This is a genomic window from Nonomuraea sp. NPDC050404 (assembly GCF_040655495.1).
In the GTDB taxonomy this organism is placed as follows: Bacteria; Actinomycetota; Actinomycetes; order Streptosporangiales; family Streptosporangiaceae; genus Nonomuraea.
In genome coordinates, this window is record NZ_JBFAKB010000006.1 from 338,194 (window position 1) to 353,754 (window position 15,561).

Annotated in this window: 14 protein-coding genes; 4 read left to right on the top strand and 10 right to left on the bottom strand. The window is 69.9% G+C overall.

Annotation, left to right across the window (positions count from 1 at the left end; translation table 11 throughout):
* Nucleotides 1–364 precede the first annotated feature (364 nt).
* Both AB0I81_RS18865 and AB0I81_RS18870 read right to left on the bottom strand, forming a co-directional pair.
* Nucleotides 365–3,217, bottom strand: a complete 2,853-nt coding sequence (locus AB0I81_RS18865) for a BTAD domain-containing putative transcriptional regulator (protein ID WP_360658097.1) — start codon at nt 3,215–3,217, stop codon at nt 365–367.
* A gap of 782 nt (nt 3,218–3,999) precedes the next feature.
* The gene (locus AB0I81_RS18870; protein WP_360658100.1) at nt 4,000–4,347 is read right to left on the bottom strand and encodes a hypothetical protein; all 348 of its coding nucleotides are present in this window, start codon (nt 4,345–4,347) and stop codon (nt 4,000–4,002) included.
* A 9-nt stretch (nt 4,348–4,356) separates the two neighbouring features.
* Here AB0I81_RS18870 and AB0I81_RS18875 point away from each other — a divergent pair, with 9 nt between their 5' ends.
* Nucleotides 4,357–4,482, top strand: coding sequence for a hypothetical protein (locus tag AB0I81_RS18875; protein ID WP_360658103.1), 126 nt, complete (start codon nt 4,357–4,359; stop codon nt 4,480–4,482).
* Nucleotides 4,483–4,494: 12 nt separating this feature from the next.
* Here the strand turns inward: AB0I81_RS18875 and AB0I81_RS18880 are convergent, their stop codons facing one another.
* A complete protein-coding gene (locus AB0I81_RS18880; protein ID WP_360658106.1) occupies nt 4,495–5,127 on the bottom strand; it encodes a response regulator transcription factor in 633 nt (210 codons plus the stop codon).
* Complete coding sequence (locus AB0I81_RS18885) at nt 5,043–6,158, bottom strand: histidine kinase (protein WP_360658109.1); 1,116 nt, start codon at nt 6,156–6,158, stop codon at nt 5,043–5,045. Before AB0I81_RS18885 ends, AB0I81_RS18880 begins: the two co-directional genes overlap by 85 nt.
* 120 nt (nt 6,159–6,278) lie before the next feature.
* Here AB0I81_RS18885 and AB0I81_RS18890 point away from each other — a divergent pair, with 120 nt between their 5' ends.
* Both AB0I81_RS18890 and AB0I81_RS18895 read left to right on the top strand, forming a co-directional pair.
* Nucleotides 6,279–7,316, top strand: a complete 1,038-nt coding sequence (locus tag AB0I81_RS18890) for a hypothetical protein (protein ID WP_360658113.1) — start codon at nt 6,279–6,281, stop codon at nt 7,314–7,316.
* A 10-nt stretch (nt 7,317–7,326) separates the two neighbouring features.
* The gene (locus AB0I81_RS18895; protein ID WP_360658116.1) at nt 7,327–7,848 is read left to right on the top strand and encodes a histidine phosphatase family protein; all 522 of its coding nucleotides are present in this window, start codon (nt 7,327–7,329) and stop codon (nt 7,846–7,848) included.
* 25 nt (nt 7,849–7,873) lie between these two features.
* On the opposite strand, the gene AB0I81_RS18900 is transcribed toward AB0I81_RS18895, so the two are convergent.
* From AB0I81_RS18900 to AB0I81_RS18920, 5 genes are all read right to left on the bottom strand, one after another.
* The gene (locus tag AB0I81_RS18900) at nt 7,874–8,377 is read right to left on the bottom strand and encodes an aminotransferase class I/II-fold pyridoxal phosphate-dependent enzyme (protein WP_360658119.1); all 504 of its coding nucleotides are present in this window, start codon (nt 8,375–8,377) and stop codon (nt 7,874–7,876) included.
* A 170-nt stretch (nt 8,378–8,547) separates the two neighbouring features.
* Nucleotides 8,548–9,834: a Na+/H+ antiporter NhaA gene (gene nhaA, locus AB0I81_RS18905; RefSeq protein WP_360658122.1), complete on the bottom strand. Its 1,287-nt coding sequence runs from the start codon at nt 9,832–9,834 to the stop codon at nt 8,548–8,550.
* 361 nt (nt 9,835–10,195) lie between these two features.
* Nucleotides 10,196–11,341, bottom strand: coding sequence for an FAD-dependent monooxygenase (locus tag AB0I81_RS18910; protein ID WP_360658125.1), 1,146 nt, complete (start codon nt 11,339–11,341; stop codon nt 10,196–10,198).
* Nucleotides 11,342–11,358: 17 nt separating this feature from the next.
* Nucleotides 11,359–12,363, bottom strand: a complete 1,005-nt coding sequence (locus AB0I81_RS18915; protein WP_360658128.1) for an NAD-dependent epimerase/dehydratase family protein — start codon at nt 12,361–12,363, stop codon at nt 11,359–11,361.
* Nucleotides 12,360–13,973: a CocE/NonD family hydrolase gene (locus tag AB0I81_RS18920; RefSeq protein ID WP_360658131.1), complete on the bottom strand. Its 1,614-nt coding sequence runs from the start codon at nt 13,971–13,973 to the stop codon at nt 12,360–12,362. The genes AB0I81_RS18915 and AB0I81_RS18920 overlap by 4 nt, the downstream gene beginning before the upstream one ends.
* A gap of 153 nt (nt 13,974–14,126) precedes the next feature.
* On the opposite strand from AB0I81_RS18920, the gene AB0I81_RS18925 reads away from it, so the two are divergent.
* Nucleotides 14,127–14,600: a helix-turn-helix domain-containing protein gene (locus AB0I81_RS18925; RefSeq protein ID WP_360658134.1), complete on the top strand. Its 474-nt coding sequence runs from the start codon at nt 14,127–14,129 to the stop codon at nt 14,598–14,600.
* Between the two features lie 33 nt (nt 14,601–14,633).
* Here AB0I81_RS18925 and AB0I81_RS18930 read toward each other — a convergent pair whose 3' ends face one another.
* Complete coding sequence (locus AB0I81_RS18930) at nt 14,634–15,497, bottom strand: integrase core domain-containing protein (RefSeq protein WP_360658137.1); 864 nt, start codon at nt 15,495–15,497, stop codon at nt 14,634–14,636.
* Nucleotides 15,498–15,561: the final 64 nt, after the last annotated feature.

Here is a 15,561-nt window from a genome sequence, read left to right on the forward strand (position 1 = left end):
CGTTGGCCCGTGTCACAGTTGCCGCTCCATCACCGTCGGTGTCGCGGACGGGCGACTGGTTGGGGCTGAGGTGTACAGAACGGGTGGCCCATCTACGCCAGTGGAGCCGGGCCGAGCCGCGTTCTCCGGCACCTGTCCACAGGTGCCGCCTCGTGGTAGCTCCCGCTACACAACTCCTCATCGAGGGCGAGGAGGAGCGCTTGCTCGTGGGCGTCGATGGCCTCCGCCCACCGGCCGAGCTACTGATCGACGTTGGTCAGACAGACGCCCTGACCACGAACTGCTGGTCATATTGCCCGACCAGTAAGCCCCCAAAGGTCAGCCATCGTGAACCGAATGGTCGACACGCGTCGTAATGGTGTCGTCATGACAACGGAAGTCCCGCCGCCGCGCCCGAATGCCCGGGGGTGGGCGGACTCGATTCCTCGAACCGTTGCTGGACGCGGGCGGCGTCATCAGCGCGCCCCTGCTTCTGGTACATCGCGACGGCCTGCTGCCACGCGGCGTGAGCTTCGTCGTGGCTGCCGAGCATGACGTACGTCTCTCCGAGCCGCTCCAGCGTGTTGGCGGCATAGTAGTGGCTGCCGATTTCGGTGAGGAGCCTCAGCGCGTCGCGGTAGTGCTGAACCGCCTGAGCATGGTTGCCGCTGAGGTGGTTGACGTATCCCAGTGTGTCGAGTGTGCTCCCCTCGACGGAGCGCTCCCGTGTGCGGCGCGCCAACTGCAGTGCAGCCTCGCCGGTCTCACGGGCGAGGTCGTAGCGGCCCAGTTTCGCGGCGTACCAGGACATGTCGTTGAGTGCGTCGCTCTCCCAGGCCGGCTCGTCGAGGGCATGGTAGATCTGTTGTGCTCGGGTGACACGATCAAGCGCCAACTCGTAGTTCTCCTGGCGCATCCAGGCCACCGCGATCGCTCGGTAGGTGCGGGCCTCGTCGAGGCGGTCGCCGGTTTTGCCGGCCAGCGCCAGCGCGTGGTGCAGGTGGTCGATCGCCTGGTCGTGCCGGCCGAGCTTGGCAGACACGTTCCCGAGCAATCTGCGCATGCGGCCTTCGGCCTCTGGGTCGCCCCGGCGAATGGTGGCGGCCAGGCCGGCCTGCAGGACTGTGAGCTGGTCGTGGAGATGTCCTCGCCGGTCCTGGTAGTTGTTCAAGTACCAGGCGATTCCCCACACGGAGTCGTGCATGCCGTGTTCCGCGGCCGTTTTCTGGGCGGCGAGCAAGCAGAGGTGCTCACTGTCGAACCACGACAGCGCCGCCGCGACGTCGTGCAGCGGAGCGGGATAGGTGCCGGGCGCGGGTGGGTCGAGCTCGATGACCGCGCCGCTCGGACGCACCAGCGTGTCGGCTGCCCTCGCCGTGTGCAGGTAGAAGCCGACGACCCGGCGCAACGCCGCAGTGTCCGACGGTAGGTGGGAGGCGACGTAACGGCGGATCAGGTCGTGCATCCGGTACCGGGCGTGCGCGTCCTGGCCCAGCAGTGATGCCTGCTCCAGATGGCGCAAGACTGTCCGGGCCTTGCCGAGCGGCAGCCCGGTGAGGCTGGCGGCGGCGTACAGACCGATGTCGGGACCGGGCGCGATCGCCAGCAACGCCAGCACCTGCGCCTGCTCAGCGGTGAGTGCCCGCAGCGACCAGGACAGGACGGCCGGCAGGCTGGCCGAGGGATCGTTGTCGTCGAGCGCGTCGAGTCCTTCGTCGCGCAGTTCGGCGACCAGCCCCATCAGCGACCGGCGCGGTTGGGCCGCCGCTCGGGCGGCGATGATGCTCAACGCGAGCGGAAGGCCCTTGCACAGCGCGATCACGTCCGACACGGCCGCGTCCCCAGCGGCCACCCGCGCGGCGCCGAGCCTGCGGGTCAGCAGCGTGCGTGCGTCGTCGTCGGAGAGGGTGTCGAGTGCCAGGTGGCGCGCGCCGTACCGGGTGGTCACGCCGGAGAGCCACCTGCGGCTCGTCACCACGACCGCGCACGTCCCACTTCCCGGCAGTAGCGGAGCGACCTGGGCGGCGTCCACGGCGTTGTCCAGCACCAGCAGCATCTGCTTGTTCGCCACCAGGCTGCGAAACAGCGACGCCTGAGCGTGCGGCTGATCCGGCATCTGGCCGGGTTCGACGCCGAGCGCATGCAGGAAGCCCCGTACCGCGACCTCCGGAGCCATCGGCGTCTCATCCGGGCTGAACCCGCGCAGATCCACGAACAACTGCCCGTCTGGGAACCGATCGATGTTCCGGTGCGCCCAGTGCAGCGCCAGCCAGGTCTTGCCCATCCCGCCGCCGCCGGCGATGGCCGAGATCACCACAGGGCCGCTCTCGGCACAGGCGTCGTCCAGGAGTGCCAGCTCGTCGCGGCGTCCGACGAACGGCGTGGGTGGAGCGGGCAACTGCCGGGGGGCCACCCGCGCCTTCGCCGAGGAAACGATGAGCGCCGGGTCCGCCGCGAGCATGCGCTGATTCAGTTCCCGCCGGGCCATCCCCGGGTCGGTTCCCGGCTCAGGCGCGGCAAGGTCGGCGTCGTCGTTCAGAATGGCATGCTGCAACGCCCGCAATTCCTTGCCGGGATCCACGCCAAGCTCCTCGCGCAGCAGCGTCGCCATGTTGTGGTACGCCTTGAGGGCTTCGGCCTGGCGGCCGGACCGGTACAGCGCCACCATCAACTGGGCCCGCAGCCCTTCGCGCAGAGGGTGCGCGTCCGCTGCCACCAACAGATCTCCGACGATCTGACCATGGCGGCCGAGCATCAGGTTGACGTCGTACCAGCGCTCCAGCGTTCGCACCCGCTCCTCAGCCAACTGCGGGACGTCATCGCGGTGCACCACCTCCGAAGGTACGTTGGCCAGAACGGGGTTCTGCCACAGCTTCAGCGCCTGCTCGAGCAGGTCCGCCTCCCCGGGAAGGTCGCCTTCTCTGGCTGCCCGTTCGGCGCGCTGGGCGAGCCGGCGAAACTGGGTCAGATCCAAACAGTCGTGTTCGACATCGATGACGTATCCGTGCTCATGCGTTCGAATCAGCCGGGGTTCCTCTCCCCGGTCGCCCATCACCCGACGTAATCGCATCACGTGTGTGTACAGCGCGCTACGCGTGTCGTCTGGAGCGTCGTGATCCCAAACGCGATCCGCCAGCTGGTCATAGGAGATCTCTTGTCCGGCGTGGAGGAGAAGGGTGGCCAGAACCACCCGTTGTTTCCCCGCGGTAATCGAAATTGGCCCATCGATGTCGGCCACCCGTAACGGCCCCAGAACACTGAACCGCAGTCCCCTGCCAATGTCCACGACACCAGGTCTATCGCACGTTCACCGCCCTCGCCACTAAATGCTCGATCTTCTAGGGGCGGCTGGCGGAACGGCCGAGAGCCGTTCGACGACCGGGCCCGGCAAGCCGCCGTTTTGCCGCCGGTCTGCCGAGTATCCGACCTGGTTCCGCACCGTGCTCCCCTCATGTTCGGCATGGGTCGGGGCGCGCGACCGGGGTGAGTTGGCCGTTAATAGCGCCGCGGGCGTCTTGGAGCGTGAAGAGTCGTTGTTGGTCGGCTGTCTCCGTGCGCTCGCGCTGGGGGGCATGGAGGGCATTCTTGGACATTCTTGGTAATGGCGATTTATGGACAGAGTGATACATTGAGACACGATGAGATAGTTGCCAGCATAATATCTGTCGACCTTTAATCCGTAGGTTCCGGGTTCGAGCATCGGGCGCCCTACCACTCAACACCCCACCTGACTAGCACTTTCTCGATTCTCAGTCCTCTTCTGCGAGGCGGAGACGGCCGAGATCATGCTCGTCACATGCTCTTCGGCACGCGTCCGGCACATCGGCGGGCCGGTGGCGTAATCGAAATGAGCCGGTTTGCACTGCCGGGCGTTGGGCGCCTGAGACCGCATCGTCAAGCCAGACCCGAGCGACACCCAACGGACGATCATGGTGGAAGAGGTGGCGGGGGAACACGCCCGGCTTGACCGCAGACACGTCCAAGCACCGGTCAAGCCGCCTCCAGCCCATTTCACGTGCCTCATGGCCGTTGCCTCCTCCGCAGGACAGATCTGCTAGGGACATCAGGAGCTCTTCCCATGATGTCCAGGGCGGCCTCGGTCTGGGCCAGCTTCTTCTCGGCCTTGGCCTTGTCCCGGGCCAGTGCCGTTTTCTCCTTGCGCAACCGCTCCAGCTCCAACTGCTCGGGCGTTCTGCGGGCACGCGATGCGGCGGTCGGGCCCGCGGGAGTCAGTTCGCCGTTGTCACGCTGGCGTCGCCACAAGTCGATGCTGGAGCTGTAGAGGCCCTCCCGGCGCAGCACCCGGCCCTGTTCACCCTCGGGGGCGGCCTCGTCCTGGCCTGCAACGTCGCGGACCCTCTGCAACACTGCCCGAGCATGATCATTTCCCCGCGGGGCGAAGTCCTGGCCGAGACCGCCGCCGAGGTCCTGAGAACCACCATCGACCTGGCCCAGATCGGCAACTGGTACCTCGACCAGCGGCGCGACCTGTCCCACCTGTAAGGGAGGGTGAGGTCAGGGTCGGGTTCGGCCGGTGGACCAAGCCCAGGAGGCGATGGCGACGCGGTTACGGGTGGAAGTCTTGCGTTGGATGGCGGCGATGTGGTTCTTGACCGTGCCGGGGGCGAGGAAGAGTTCGGCGGCGATCTCGGCGTTGGTCTTGCCGTGGGCGACCATGGCCACGATCTCGTCCTCGCGTTCGGTGAGGACGACGTCCGGCGTCTCGACGTGGGGCAGGCCGCGTTCGCGCAGCAGCCGTACCGTGAGTTGCGGGCTGATGAGCATGTCGCCGTTCATCGCGGCGCGGATGGCCTCGATGAGCAGGGTGGGGCCGGAACGCTTGAGTATGAAGCCGTCGGCGCCGTGACGTAGCGCGGCGTGGACGTACTCGTCGAGGCCGAAGGTCGTGACGATCACGACTCGGATGCCGGTCCCGGCGAGGGCGCGGGTCACCTCGATGCCGTCGGCGCCGGGCATGCGGATGTCGGCGAGCACCACGTCGGGCCGGATCGCCGTGGCCGTGTCGATCGCGGTACGGCCGTCCGCGGCCTCGGCCACCACGGTCATGTCGGGCTGGGCGTCGAGGATGAGCCGGAAGGCGCCGCGGATGCCTTCCTGGTCGTCGGCGATGAGGATTCGGGTGGCCACGCGTGCGATTGTGCCAGCGGCAGGCGAGCCGTCAGTGACCACCCATCCGGTACGGCCCGCGTGACCAACTCGCCCCCCTGCTCCCGTACGAGCGCCGCCAGCCCTGCCAGCCCCGACCCGCCACCGTTTCGGCGGCCCGGCGAGCGGTTCACCCCGTCGTTGGACAGAGTGACCTCCAGCACGTCGCCCGCGGCGCTGATGCTCAGGTCGGCCCGGCCGGCGTGGGGGGCGTGCCGCCGGATGTTGGTCAACCCTTCGACCACGATCCGATAGGCCAGCGCCGCGATCTCCGCCGGGACGGTCTCGGGAGCGTCCATGCTCAGGTGAACGCGCGCGGGACCCGCGGCGGAGAAACGATCGGCGGCCTCGCGGATGCCGCTCAGGTCGCCGACCGGGGTGCGGGGACGGTCGTGGTGCAGCATGTCCAGGGTGCGGTCCAGCATCGACATGGCCCGCTGACCTGCCGCCTCGACCCGTTCGAGCGCCTGACGCGGATCGCCCGCGACCCCGCCCGCCTGGGCGTACGCCACCATTTCGCTGATGTCGTGGGCGACGAAGTCGTGCAGGTCCCTGGCGAGCCGCAACCGCAGCGCGGTACGGGCGTCGGCCACCGCCCGCTGCTGCCGTACATCGGCCAGGCGCAGGTAGGCGCCGATCCCCGCGGCCAGGAGCGCGCCCGTGCCCCAGAACGCGCACACCCCCACCCCTTCGAGCGGCGAGGCGGGCACGAAGAACCGCAACATCCACACGGACGAGGCCGCGCCCACGAGGAGTGCGCCGGGTACGGCCCGCCGCGGCGGCGCGTACCGGATCACCAGGCCGCCAAGCGCCATGAGGACCAGGCTCTCGACCATGCCGGATACTTCGGCGCCCCACCAGGACCGCGCGCCATCGACGACGTACGCCAGCGTGACGGCCAGGGACAGGGCCGCGGCCGCACAGGCCGGCCAGAGCAGGCGTGACCTGAACTCCCGCCGGAACAACGCCGCAGCCGCCAGAACGACACAAACCAGGACCGAAACCGCACTCACCCGAGCGACGATACGCGCCCGACCGGATCCCGTAGGGGTGCCGAACGGCACGTTCGGCGGCACCAAGCCCTGCCGAACGGCATCTGCCTCGGCAGCGGGCCGTCCAGCGACGCTGATCCCATGACAACCATCACCTCGAACTGGCGAGGCCATGCGGCGGCGCTGTGGGCGCTGGTCTACGGTGTGCTCGGCGTGGCGTGGGCGCTCGGGCTGCCCGGCTACCCTTGGGGCGCCTCCGATCCCGATCCGGATGGAGCGCTGTCCATCCTGGCCGGCACCACGCCTCGGTTCGGCTGGTCCGTCGCCGCCTTCGCGCTGCTGACCGCCGCGACGGCGCTGGCACTGACCCGCACCAGCACCGGCGCCGGCAGCGGTAGCGGTAGCGGTAGTCGGCTTCCGCTGATGGCGGCCTGGCCGATCGCCGCTCTGCTGGTCCTCGTGATCCCCGACTCCCGGCTCATGATGGGCGTGGCCTACACGCCGCTGTTGCTGGTCGCGCCGGTCTTCGGATGGGGCATGGGCGGCGCCACCTTCGCCGACGCCTGGCCGTGGCCGGTGCTCAACCAACTCGTGTGCGTGCTCGGCGGGTTGCTGCTGGCCGCCGCGGCGCTGGCCTACGGCCGGCGCCGGTCGCGTGCGCCCTGGTTCACCCCCGAGCGGGGGCGTCGGGCCGTGTACGTCGCGGTCGCGGTGCCGCTGCTGTACTGCGCCACCCGGTGGGCCTGGGCACTGGGCATCCCGCTCGGCGTGAGCCGCGAGTTCCTGGCCGAGGGCGAGAGCGGGCTGTGGCTGGCGGGGGCCTATCTGGCGACCTTCGGCGCGTTCGGCGGCGTACTCACCCTGGGGCTGACCCAGCGGTGGGGCGAGGTGTTCCCCCGGTGGCTGCCCGGGCTGCGCGGCCGGCGGGTGCCGCCCCTGCTGGCGGTCATTCCCGCCGGGTTCGTCTCGATCATCGTCACCGTGGCCGGGCTGACCTACCTCAGATGGACCTTCTCCGGCCGGTTCGTCCTGGCCGAATGGGGGGCATGGCTGCCGGAGTGCTTCTGGCCGATCTCGGGCGCGGCGCTCGCCACCGCCACCGTCTCCTACCACCTGCGACGCAAGGATGACCGCGGCGCGACCCGAGGCGCTCCGGTTCAAGGACAGGACGCTCGATAGGTTTCCTCCCATGTTGTTCCTGGTCCGCCATGCCATGCCCGCCTACGGCCCGGCCGTCCCACCGCACGAATGGACGCTCAGCGCCGAGGGATGGCAGGCGGCCCGGCGGCTGGTCGCGCGGCTGCCCGAAGACGCCTGCCTCGTCTCCAGCGATGAGCTGAAGGCCTGGCAGACGCTGGGCGGCGACGGCTCGGTCGCGCGGGACCGACGGTTCAACGAGGTCACCCGGGTGGAGCCATGGGAGGGCGACTATCGGGAGTTGCGGCGCACGTACGTGGACGGCGCGGACCACGCGGACTGGGAGCCGCGAGCCGAGGTCGCCAAGCGCTTCGACGCCGGGATCACCGAGCATCTCGTACGTACCGGCGGCCGCCCGCTCGTAGTGGCGACACACGGCATGGCGATGACCGTCTGGGTGAAGGCGCTGCTGGGCCTGCGGAGTCCCGGCGACTTCTGGGCGGACCTCCGCTTTCCCGACGCGCTCCTCGTCGACCTGGACTCAGGCACCGTCGAGCGAGCCCTGGCCCTCTGAAGGGGCCGGCCCGGCGCCCGGAGGGTCAGCCGGTGAGGGCCGGCCGCCGCGCGGGGATGAGGCCGAGTCGGCGGCCTGCCTTCTCGCACGCCTCCGCGATGCGGCTCAGTTGGGCGTCGGAGTGCGCGGCGGTGACGCCGATGCGGATGAGCGCAGTGCCGTCCGGGACCGCCGGGGGAACCAGGGCGCCCGTGAAGACTCCTTCGTTCAGGAGTTCCCGCCACAGCCGCATGCAGACCAGCGGCTCGCCCACCCGGATCGGGACGGCCGGCGTGATGCCCAGGCCGGTGTCGAAGCCGAGGCCGGTGAGGTCGGCGCGCAGGCGGCGGGCGGCCGCCAGGACGCGCTGGCGGCGTTCGGGCTCGGCGCGGATGACGGCGTCGTTGTGCCGGAAGCGCCGCAGTTCGGCCTGGCCGAGGCGGGCGGCGTCCAGCAGCGAGGCGTGTACGCCCTGGTCGGTGAACAGCACGTCGTCCGGCGCGAACAGGGCGCTGAGCGCGAGGTTGGCCTGGTAACCGGTCGTGACCACCAGCGCGGCCTCCTTCCGCAGGAAGCCGGCGCAGCTCCTGGCCGCCGCGGTCGCCGGGACGTTCTACGGCAGGTGGCAGGCTCAGCCGAATGACGCCGGCAACGTGTGAAGCCAAAGGTGAACCGGTTCCATCTCCCCCATGACAACGGGCACGCACGCCCATACGGCGGCTATGGAGACTGGTAGAGGTCGGGGATGCCGTCCTGATCGGAGTCGGCGGTCTCGGCCTCGTGAATGCGCCGGTAGACGCGGGCACGCAGCCGCAGGATCACCGTGGCCAGCAGCGCCGCGGCCAGAGAACCGGCCAGGACGGCCACCTTGACCTGCTCCGCACCGGACGCGCCGAACGCCAGCTCGCCGATCAGCAGCGACACGGTGAACCCGATGCCGGCCAGGATGGCCAGCCCGGCCATGTCGATCCAGGCCAGCCCTTCGTCCAGAGTGGCGCGAGTGAAGCGGGCCACCAGCCAGGTGGCGGCCAGGATGCCGAGCGGCTTGCCGATCAGCAGCCCGGCCACGATGCCCAAGGCGACCGGCTCCGTCAGCGTCTCGGCCAGACCACCCAGCCCGCCGAGGGTGACTCCGGCGGAGAAGAAGGCGAAGACGGGGACGGCGATGGCCGCGGAGAACGGCCGGAACCGATGCTCGAAGTGCTCGGCCAGCCCCGACCCGCCCACCCGCATCCCAGGCAGAACGGGGACGGTCAGAGCCAGAAGCACCCCCGCCACGGTGGCGTGCACTCCCGAGGCATGCACCAGCGCCCAGGTGGCGAAAGCCAGCGGCAACAGCAGCCACCACGAGCGCACCCGCCGCCGTACCAGCATCGCGAAGGCCGCCAGCGGCACCAGCGCCGCCAGCAACGGCAGCACCGCCAGCTGCGAGGTGTAGAAGAAGGCGATGATGACGATGGCGATCAGGTCGTCCACCACCGCCAAGGTCAGCAGGAAGGTGCGCAGCGCGTCGGGCAGGAACCGGCCGATCACCGCCAGCACCGCCAGGGCGAAGGCGATGTCCGTGGCGGTGGGGATCGCCCATCCTCTGGCGGCATCCGCCCCGCCGGTGACCGCCAGGTACACCAGGGCAGGCACCACGACCCCGCCGAGCGCCGCGGCCACCGGCACCGCCGCCCGCCGCACGTCGCGCAGGTCACCGGCGACGAACTCACGCTTGAGCTCCAGCCCCGCCACGAAGAAGAAGACCGCCAGCAGCCCGTCCGCGGCCCAGGTGGCCAGGTCGAGGTTCAGGTGCAGCGCGGCGGGCCCGATCTCGATCGCGCGTAGATCCTGGTACGTCTGCGCCCACGGCGAGTTGGCCCAAATCAGCGCCGCCAGTGCGGCGACGAGCAGCAAAGCCCCACCGATGGTCTCCTTGCGCAGGATGTCGGCGATGCGACGGGCTTCTGGCCACGTGTTCCTGTTGAGCAGGCGTGGCGCACGTCGCAGGGTGGGGCCGGGCATGAAACTCCGCTCGTCGCAGGGGTCGGGTCACTCATTCGCCGACCAGACTTCCCGGCACACCTGTCATTAACGTATCAAGGAGCACAAAGAAGGGCATAATGGATTTACGTTCCGCCGACCTTCCCGGGGCGAGGGCGCAGGAGCGCAGGGTTCACCTACCCGAAGGGGTACTCCTGCCGGATCATCCTCCGCGGCGCGGGCCATCGCGACACTGCCGCACACGCACATGATGGGCCAAGCTCCGTGATCGGAAGATCGCGGGCCGGCCAGGCTTTCCGGCTCACCGACACCCGCGCCCCCGTCAGGGGCGCGATCTTTCCAGGTGCCAAGAATGCAACACCTGGCCAGGTGTGCCGCCTCCTCAGCCTTTGATGAAGCGGCGGGTCATGTAGTGGCGCACCGGTGGGAGCGCGGCCAGGCGTAGCGGGAGTTGGGTCAGCCACAGCAACACCGGGTTGGCGGGCGCGTAGACGCCTTTGACGCGGCGTCCGAGCTCCTGTTTGCGTTCGGCTTCGGGCCGGATGGCGGTCTCCCAGGCGGTCAGTGCGGCGGGGATGTCGCCGGGGTGGGCGGCCAGTTCGGTGCCGAGCCGGTCGGCGCCGCCGACGGCCAGGGCTGAGCCGTAGCCGGCGAACAGGGTGACGCACCAGGCGGCATCGCCCAGCAGCACCACGCGTCCGCTGCTCCAGGAGGGTGCCACGACCTGGCTGATCGTGTCGAAGTAGACCGCGTCGGCCCGCTGGAGCCCGGCGAGGGCTTCGGGAATGACCCAGCCGAGGTCGCCGTAGACGCGCTGCAGTTCGGTGGTCGCATCTTCGCCGGGGCGGGTGTGGTCGGCGCGGTAGCCGAAGAAGGCGACGTTGCGGCCGTCGCCGACGCTGATGACCGCCGCGGTACGGCCGCGTGAGGACAGGCTGCCGGTCGCACCGGGTGCGATGGTCGCGGGCCGCCGGTCGAGCATGAAGACGGCGACCTTGTGCTCCAGGTCGAGCAGGAAGTCTTCTTCCGGTCCGAACTGCAGGGCGCGGGTGGCCGAGTGCAGGCCGTCGGCGCCGATCAGCAGGTCGGCTTCCTCGATGGTGTTGTCGCTGAGGGTGACGCGGACGGTGTGGTCGTCCTGGTCGATGGCGGTGAGGGTGGTGCCGAAGCGGATCTCGGTGTGGTCCTTGACCTTGTCGTACAGAACGGCTTCGAGGTCGCCGCGCAGGATGGTGATCGTGCGCGGGCCGGTGATGGCGGCGATGGTGGCGCGGTCGAGGGCGAATCGGCGTTCGCCGTTCGGTTTGTGGTAGACGAGTTCGTCGGTGATGAAGCCCTTGGTGAGCAGGTCGGGCAGGATGCCCATGCGTTCGGCGGCGTCGTAGCCGATGCCGCCGAAGGTGACGGCGTAGCCGCCGCCGCGCCGCTCCGGGGCGCGTTCGATGATGAGGGTGTCCCAGCCGATCTGGTGCAGGCGCAGGGCCGTGGCCAGGCCGGCGATGCCGGCTCCGATGATGATGGCGCGCATGATGAGGTGCTGCTTTCTTAGCGGGAGAGCTGGTCGAGCAGCCGCTGTTCGGCGGCAGCGTCCAGCCAGGTGTCGGGGGAGGGCGCGTCGGCGCGGGGTGCCGGGTCGCCTTCGGCCTGGAGCCAGGCCCAGGTGTCGGCGAGAGTGTCGCGCAGCGGGCGCGTGGTGAGGCCTTCGGCCAGGGCGGCGCTGACGTCGGCGTCGTGCATGCCGTGCGGCGCGCTGCCGTCCGGCAGGCGGAGCCCGAGCTCCATGCCGAGCGGCAGGCCGTGCCGGCCGAGCAGTTCCGGCGGCACCCATACCAGGTCGGTGTCGAAGCCGGTGACGTCCAGCGCCGTGGTGAGCAGGTCGCCGAGGGTGATCGCGTCGGGCGGGCCGGTCGTGGTGAAGGCGCCGCTCAGGCCGCGTTCGGCCGAGCGCAGCATCCAGGCGGCCAGATCCCGGACGTCGAGGTACTGCAGCGGCGTCTCGGCGGGAGCGGGGGCCAGAACACGTCCGCCCTTTTCCAGGCGGCGCAGCCACCAGGGGATGCGGCCGACGTCCTCGTACGGGCCGAGGATCATCCCTGCTCTGGCCAGCAGCGCCGCCCCGGGGAAGGACTCGGTGACGGCGAGTTCGCCGCCGCGTTTGGCGGCGGCGTAGTCGGTGCCGTCGTTGCTGCCGGGGTCGCCGTCGACCAGGGGAGCCTGCTCGTTGGCGTGCGCGGGCCAGGGCCAGCGGTGCACGCCGCGGCTGGAGACGTAGCCGTAGTGGCCGACCCGGCCGGACAGCAGGCGGGCGCTGTCGCGCACCACCCGCGGCGCCCAGGCCCAGGTGTCGACGACCGCGTCCCACTGCCCATCGCCCAGTGCTCGCCGTACCGCCTCGGGGTCGATGCGGTCGGCGATGAGCGCCTCCACCTCGGGAGCGGGGTCGCGGCTGAGCCCGCGATTCAGCGTGCTCACCTCATCGCCGCGCTCAAGCGCCGCCTCGACGATTGCACGGCCGACGTGGTGGGTGCCGCCGAGAACGAGCAGTTTCATGATGCTCCAGAGATGAGGGGCAGCCAGAGGGCTGAGGGGTGGTCGGCGTCGTGGAAGACCTCGTGGTCGGAGGCGAGCAGCCCGGTCCCGGTCGCGAGGGGTTCGCCGGTGCCGGGGTTGCGGCCGAAACGCGGGTGGGCGCCGCCGGAGACCTGCAGCCGGATGCGGTGGCCGCGCCCGAACCTGTGGGCCATCGGCCACAGGACGACCTCGGCCGTCCGGATGTCGCCGGGGTCGCGCAGGCGGACGATGCCGTCGCACACGTTGATCGACCGGCCGCGCGGGTCCACGTCGCACAGCCGGGCGAAGTAGTCGGCGTGCGGGTTGTCCGAGCGCGTGTGCAACCGCACGCGGACCGGGCCGACGGCCTCGACGTCGTCGGTCAGGGGCGCGGTGGTGAAGGTGAGCACGTCGGCTCTGGCCTCGATGGCGCGGTTGTCCTTCGCCCCGGCCGATAGGCCCACCTGCGTGCCACCGACCGTGGGGGTGGGGTCGGCGGGGTCGTAGCGGTAGCGGCTGGGAGAACTGTGGCCGTCGTGCGGGTTGCGGCTGAGCCCGCCGTCCGGGTGCAGGAACCAGGGGGTCGCCTCGTGTACGGGTGGCCAGGCCGGCACGTCGATCCAGCGGTCCGCCCCGGTGACGTACAGTCGTACGCCCGCGGGCGTCTGCCGTCCGAGCAGGGCGGCGTCCAGCATGGCGAGCGCGTCGGTCAGCCCTTCACGGGTGTAGAGCCCGCGGCCGTGTCCCCATGGGCCGACCAGCAGCCGCACCTGACGCCCGGTGGCGACCAGGGCGGCGTGGTCGGCCAGCATGCCGGGCAGGAAGAAGTCGTGCCAGCCGCCCTGCAGGTGCACCACCGGCGGCATGCGCGCGACGTTGGCGCGGTGGTCGGTGCTCGCCCAGTACTCCTGGTCGGGACCGTGGCCGACCCAGTCCCGAAACCACGTCACCGGGTGCCCGGTCAGCGCCTGATCGGCCTCCTGCAGGGGCAGGGCGAGTGTGGCCTGCGACAGCCGCCGCGCGGCGCCGACCATCCCGGCCATCTGCCGGATGACGCCGTAGCCGCCGGTGAACATCCGCTCCACCAGCTGCACCCAGCCGAGCGCGTTCCCGGTCGCGAACGCTCCGCCGGGGTACATGAAGCCTTCGGCGAACGACGACGGCGCGTCCTGAATCAGCGCGATCTTCCATTCCGGGATATCCCGGGCGGCCAGCTCCCACTGCACGAAGCCGAGATAGCTGGCGCCCCACGTGGCCAGCTCGCCGCCGAACCACGGCTGGGCGCGCAGCCAGCTCAGCGTGCCGTCACCGTCGGCCGGGTCGATGACGAACCCGTCGAAGCGGCCCCCGGACCCGGCCGTGCCGCGCAGGCTCTGATACAGCACCTGATAGCCGCGCTCGGCCAGCAGCGCCGGGAGCCGATCCAGGGCGTTGCCGCGACCGTACGGGCTGCGCAGCAGCACCAGCGGCGGACGCTGCCGGCCCGCCGGGTAGTAGTGCGTGGCCAGCAGCCGCACGCCATCGGCGGCCGGGATCTCCACGTTCCGGCGTACGCGCACCCGGTGACGCAGGGCGGGGCGCACGCCGTACAAGCGGCTGAGCAAGGTCATCGGGATCATCTCCTCGTCGGCACGTGAGGCTCCTCACGTCGCCGACCAGGCTTCCCGGCACACCGTCGAACCTCCCGCGAGAGGCCGATACGAGAACTATAACGACTTTTCAGAAATTTCTAAAGAGTCAGTGTGTTCGATACCCTGTCTGCTGTGACGGAGGCGCATGTGAACGACAGGCTCGAACAGTGGCGCGCGGCGGAACGGCTGGCCCTGACGCTGATCGAGGGCGGGCTCCAGCGCATGGCCGCGCGCACCCTGGCGGTCTTCCTGTTCACCGACCAGGACAGTGTCACCGCCGGAGAGATCGCCGAGCGGCTGGAGGCCAGCGCGGGGTCGATCTCGGGCGCGATCAAATCGCTGCTCACGGTCGGGCTGATCGAACGCCTGCCCTCACCCGGCAGCCGCCGCGAGCACTACCGGCTCCGCGACGACGCCTGGGCCACCCTGTTCACCAGCCAGAACACCGTCATCCAGGCCATGCTCCAGGCCGCGGCCGCCGGGATCGCCGCCACCGCTGACGGTGATCCCGCCCATCACCGCCTGGCGCAGATGCACGCCTTCTACGAATTCCTGCTCGGCGAGCTCCCCGCCCTGCTGCACCGCTGGCACCAGCAGACCGGCTGACTCTGCGCCTGCCGAAAATTACGTCCGTGCAGTTCAAGCGGCATGTGAGTATTCGTGGAGGATGCCGCCAAGCCGGTCGCGTCGACGGATGCTCAGGTCGATGATGCGCGCCGGTTCGGCGATCGGGATAGGAACAGCGCGTACCGGAGCCGCCTGGTCGAGGGCTTGATGAGCGCGATGCTCGTTGTAGAAGCGTTCGTACTCGCCCAAGGCGTGGCGTAGATGGCGTTCATTCCAGAGCAGGCAGCGGTCCAGGAGTTCGCGGCGGCAGGTCTGCACCCACCGTTCCATGATGGAGTTCATCCGTGGCATCCGGATGCCGGTGAGTACGGTCCGGATTTTGGCTTCGGTGAGGATCTCGTTCATGAGTGCGGGGAATTTGCCGTCACGGTCTCGGATCAGGAAGCGTGCCCGGCAGCTCGCGTCATCCAGGTCCATGACGAGGTTTCTTATCGTCTGGGTCACCCAGGCCGCGGTGGGGTGAGCGGTGGTGCCAAGCACGCGGACGCGCCTGGTGGCGTGCTCGATGACGGCGAGGATGTATTGGCGCTGTCCGTTGAGGGTGACGGTTTCGATGAAGTCGCAAGCCAGGAGTGCGTCGGCTTGCGATCGTAGGAAGTCGGCCCAGGTCGTGGAGGCCCGCTCGGGTGCTGAATCAAAGCCTTCCTGCTGGAGGATCTCCCAGACTGTGGAAGCAGAAACCTTGAGGCCGAGCGTGGTGAGTTCACCGTGCACTCGCCGATAGCCCCAGGATGGGTTCTCTCGGACCAGGCGCAGGATGACTATGCGGATGGAGCGGACGGTCGGCGGACGCCCACGGCGTTTCGGCCGGCAGGTACGGGCATGTTGATGCTTCACCAACTCGCGGTGCCAGCGCAGGACGGTGTCCGGGCGCACGACAAGCCGGACTCGACGAGGACCGCTCGGGGCAGAGAGGTCAGGAGCGCCGCCAGGAAGAGGC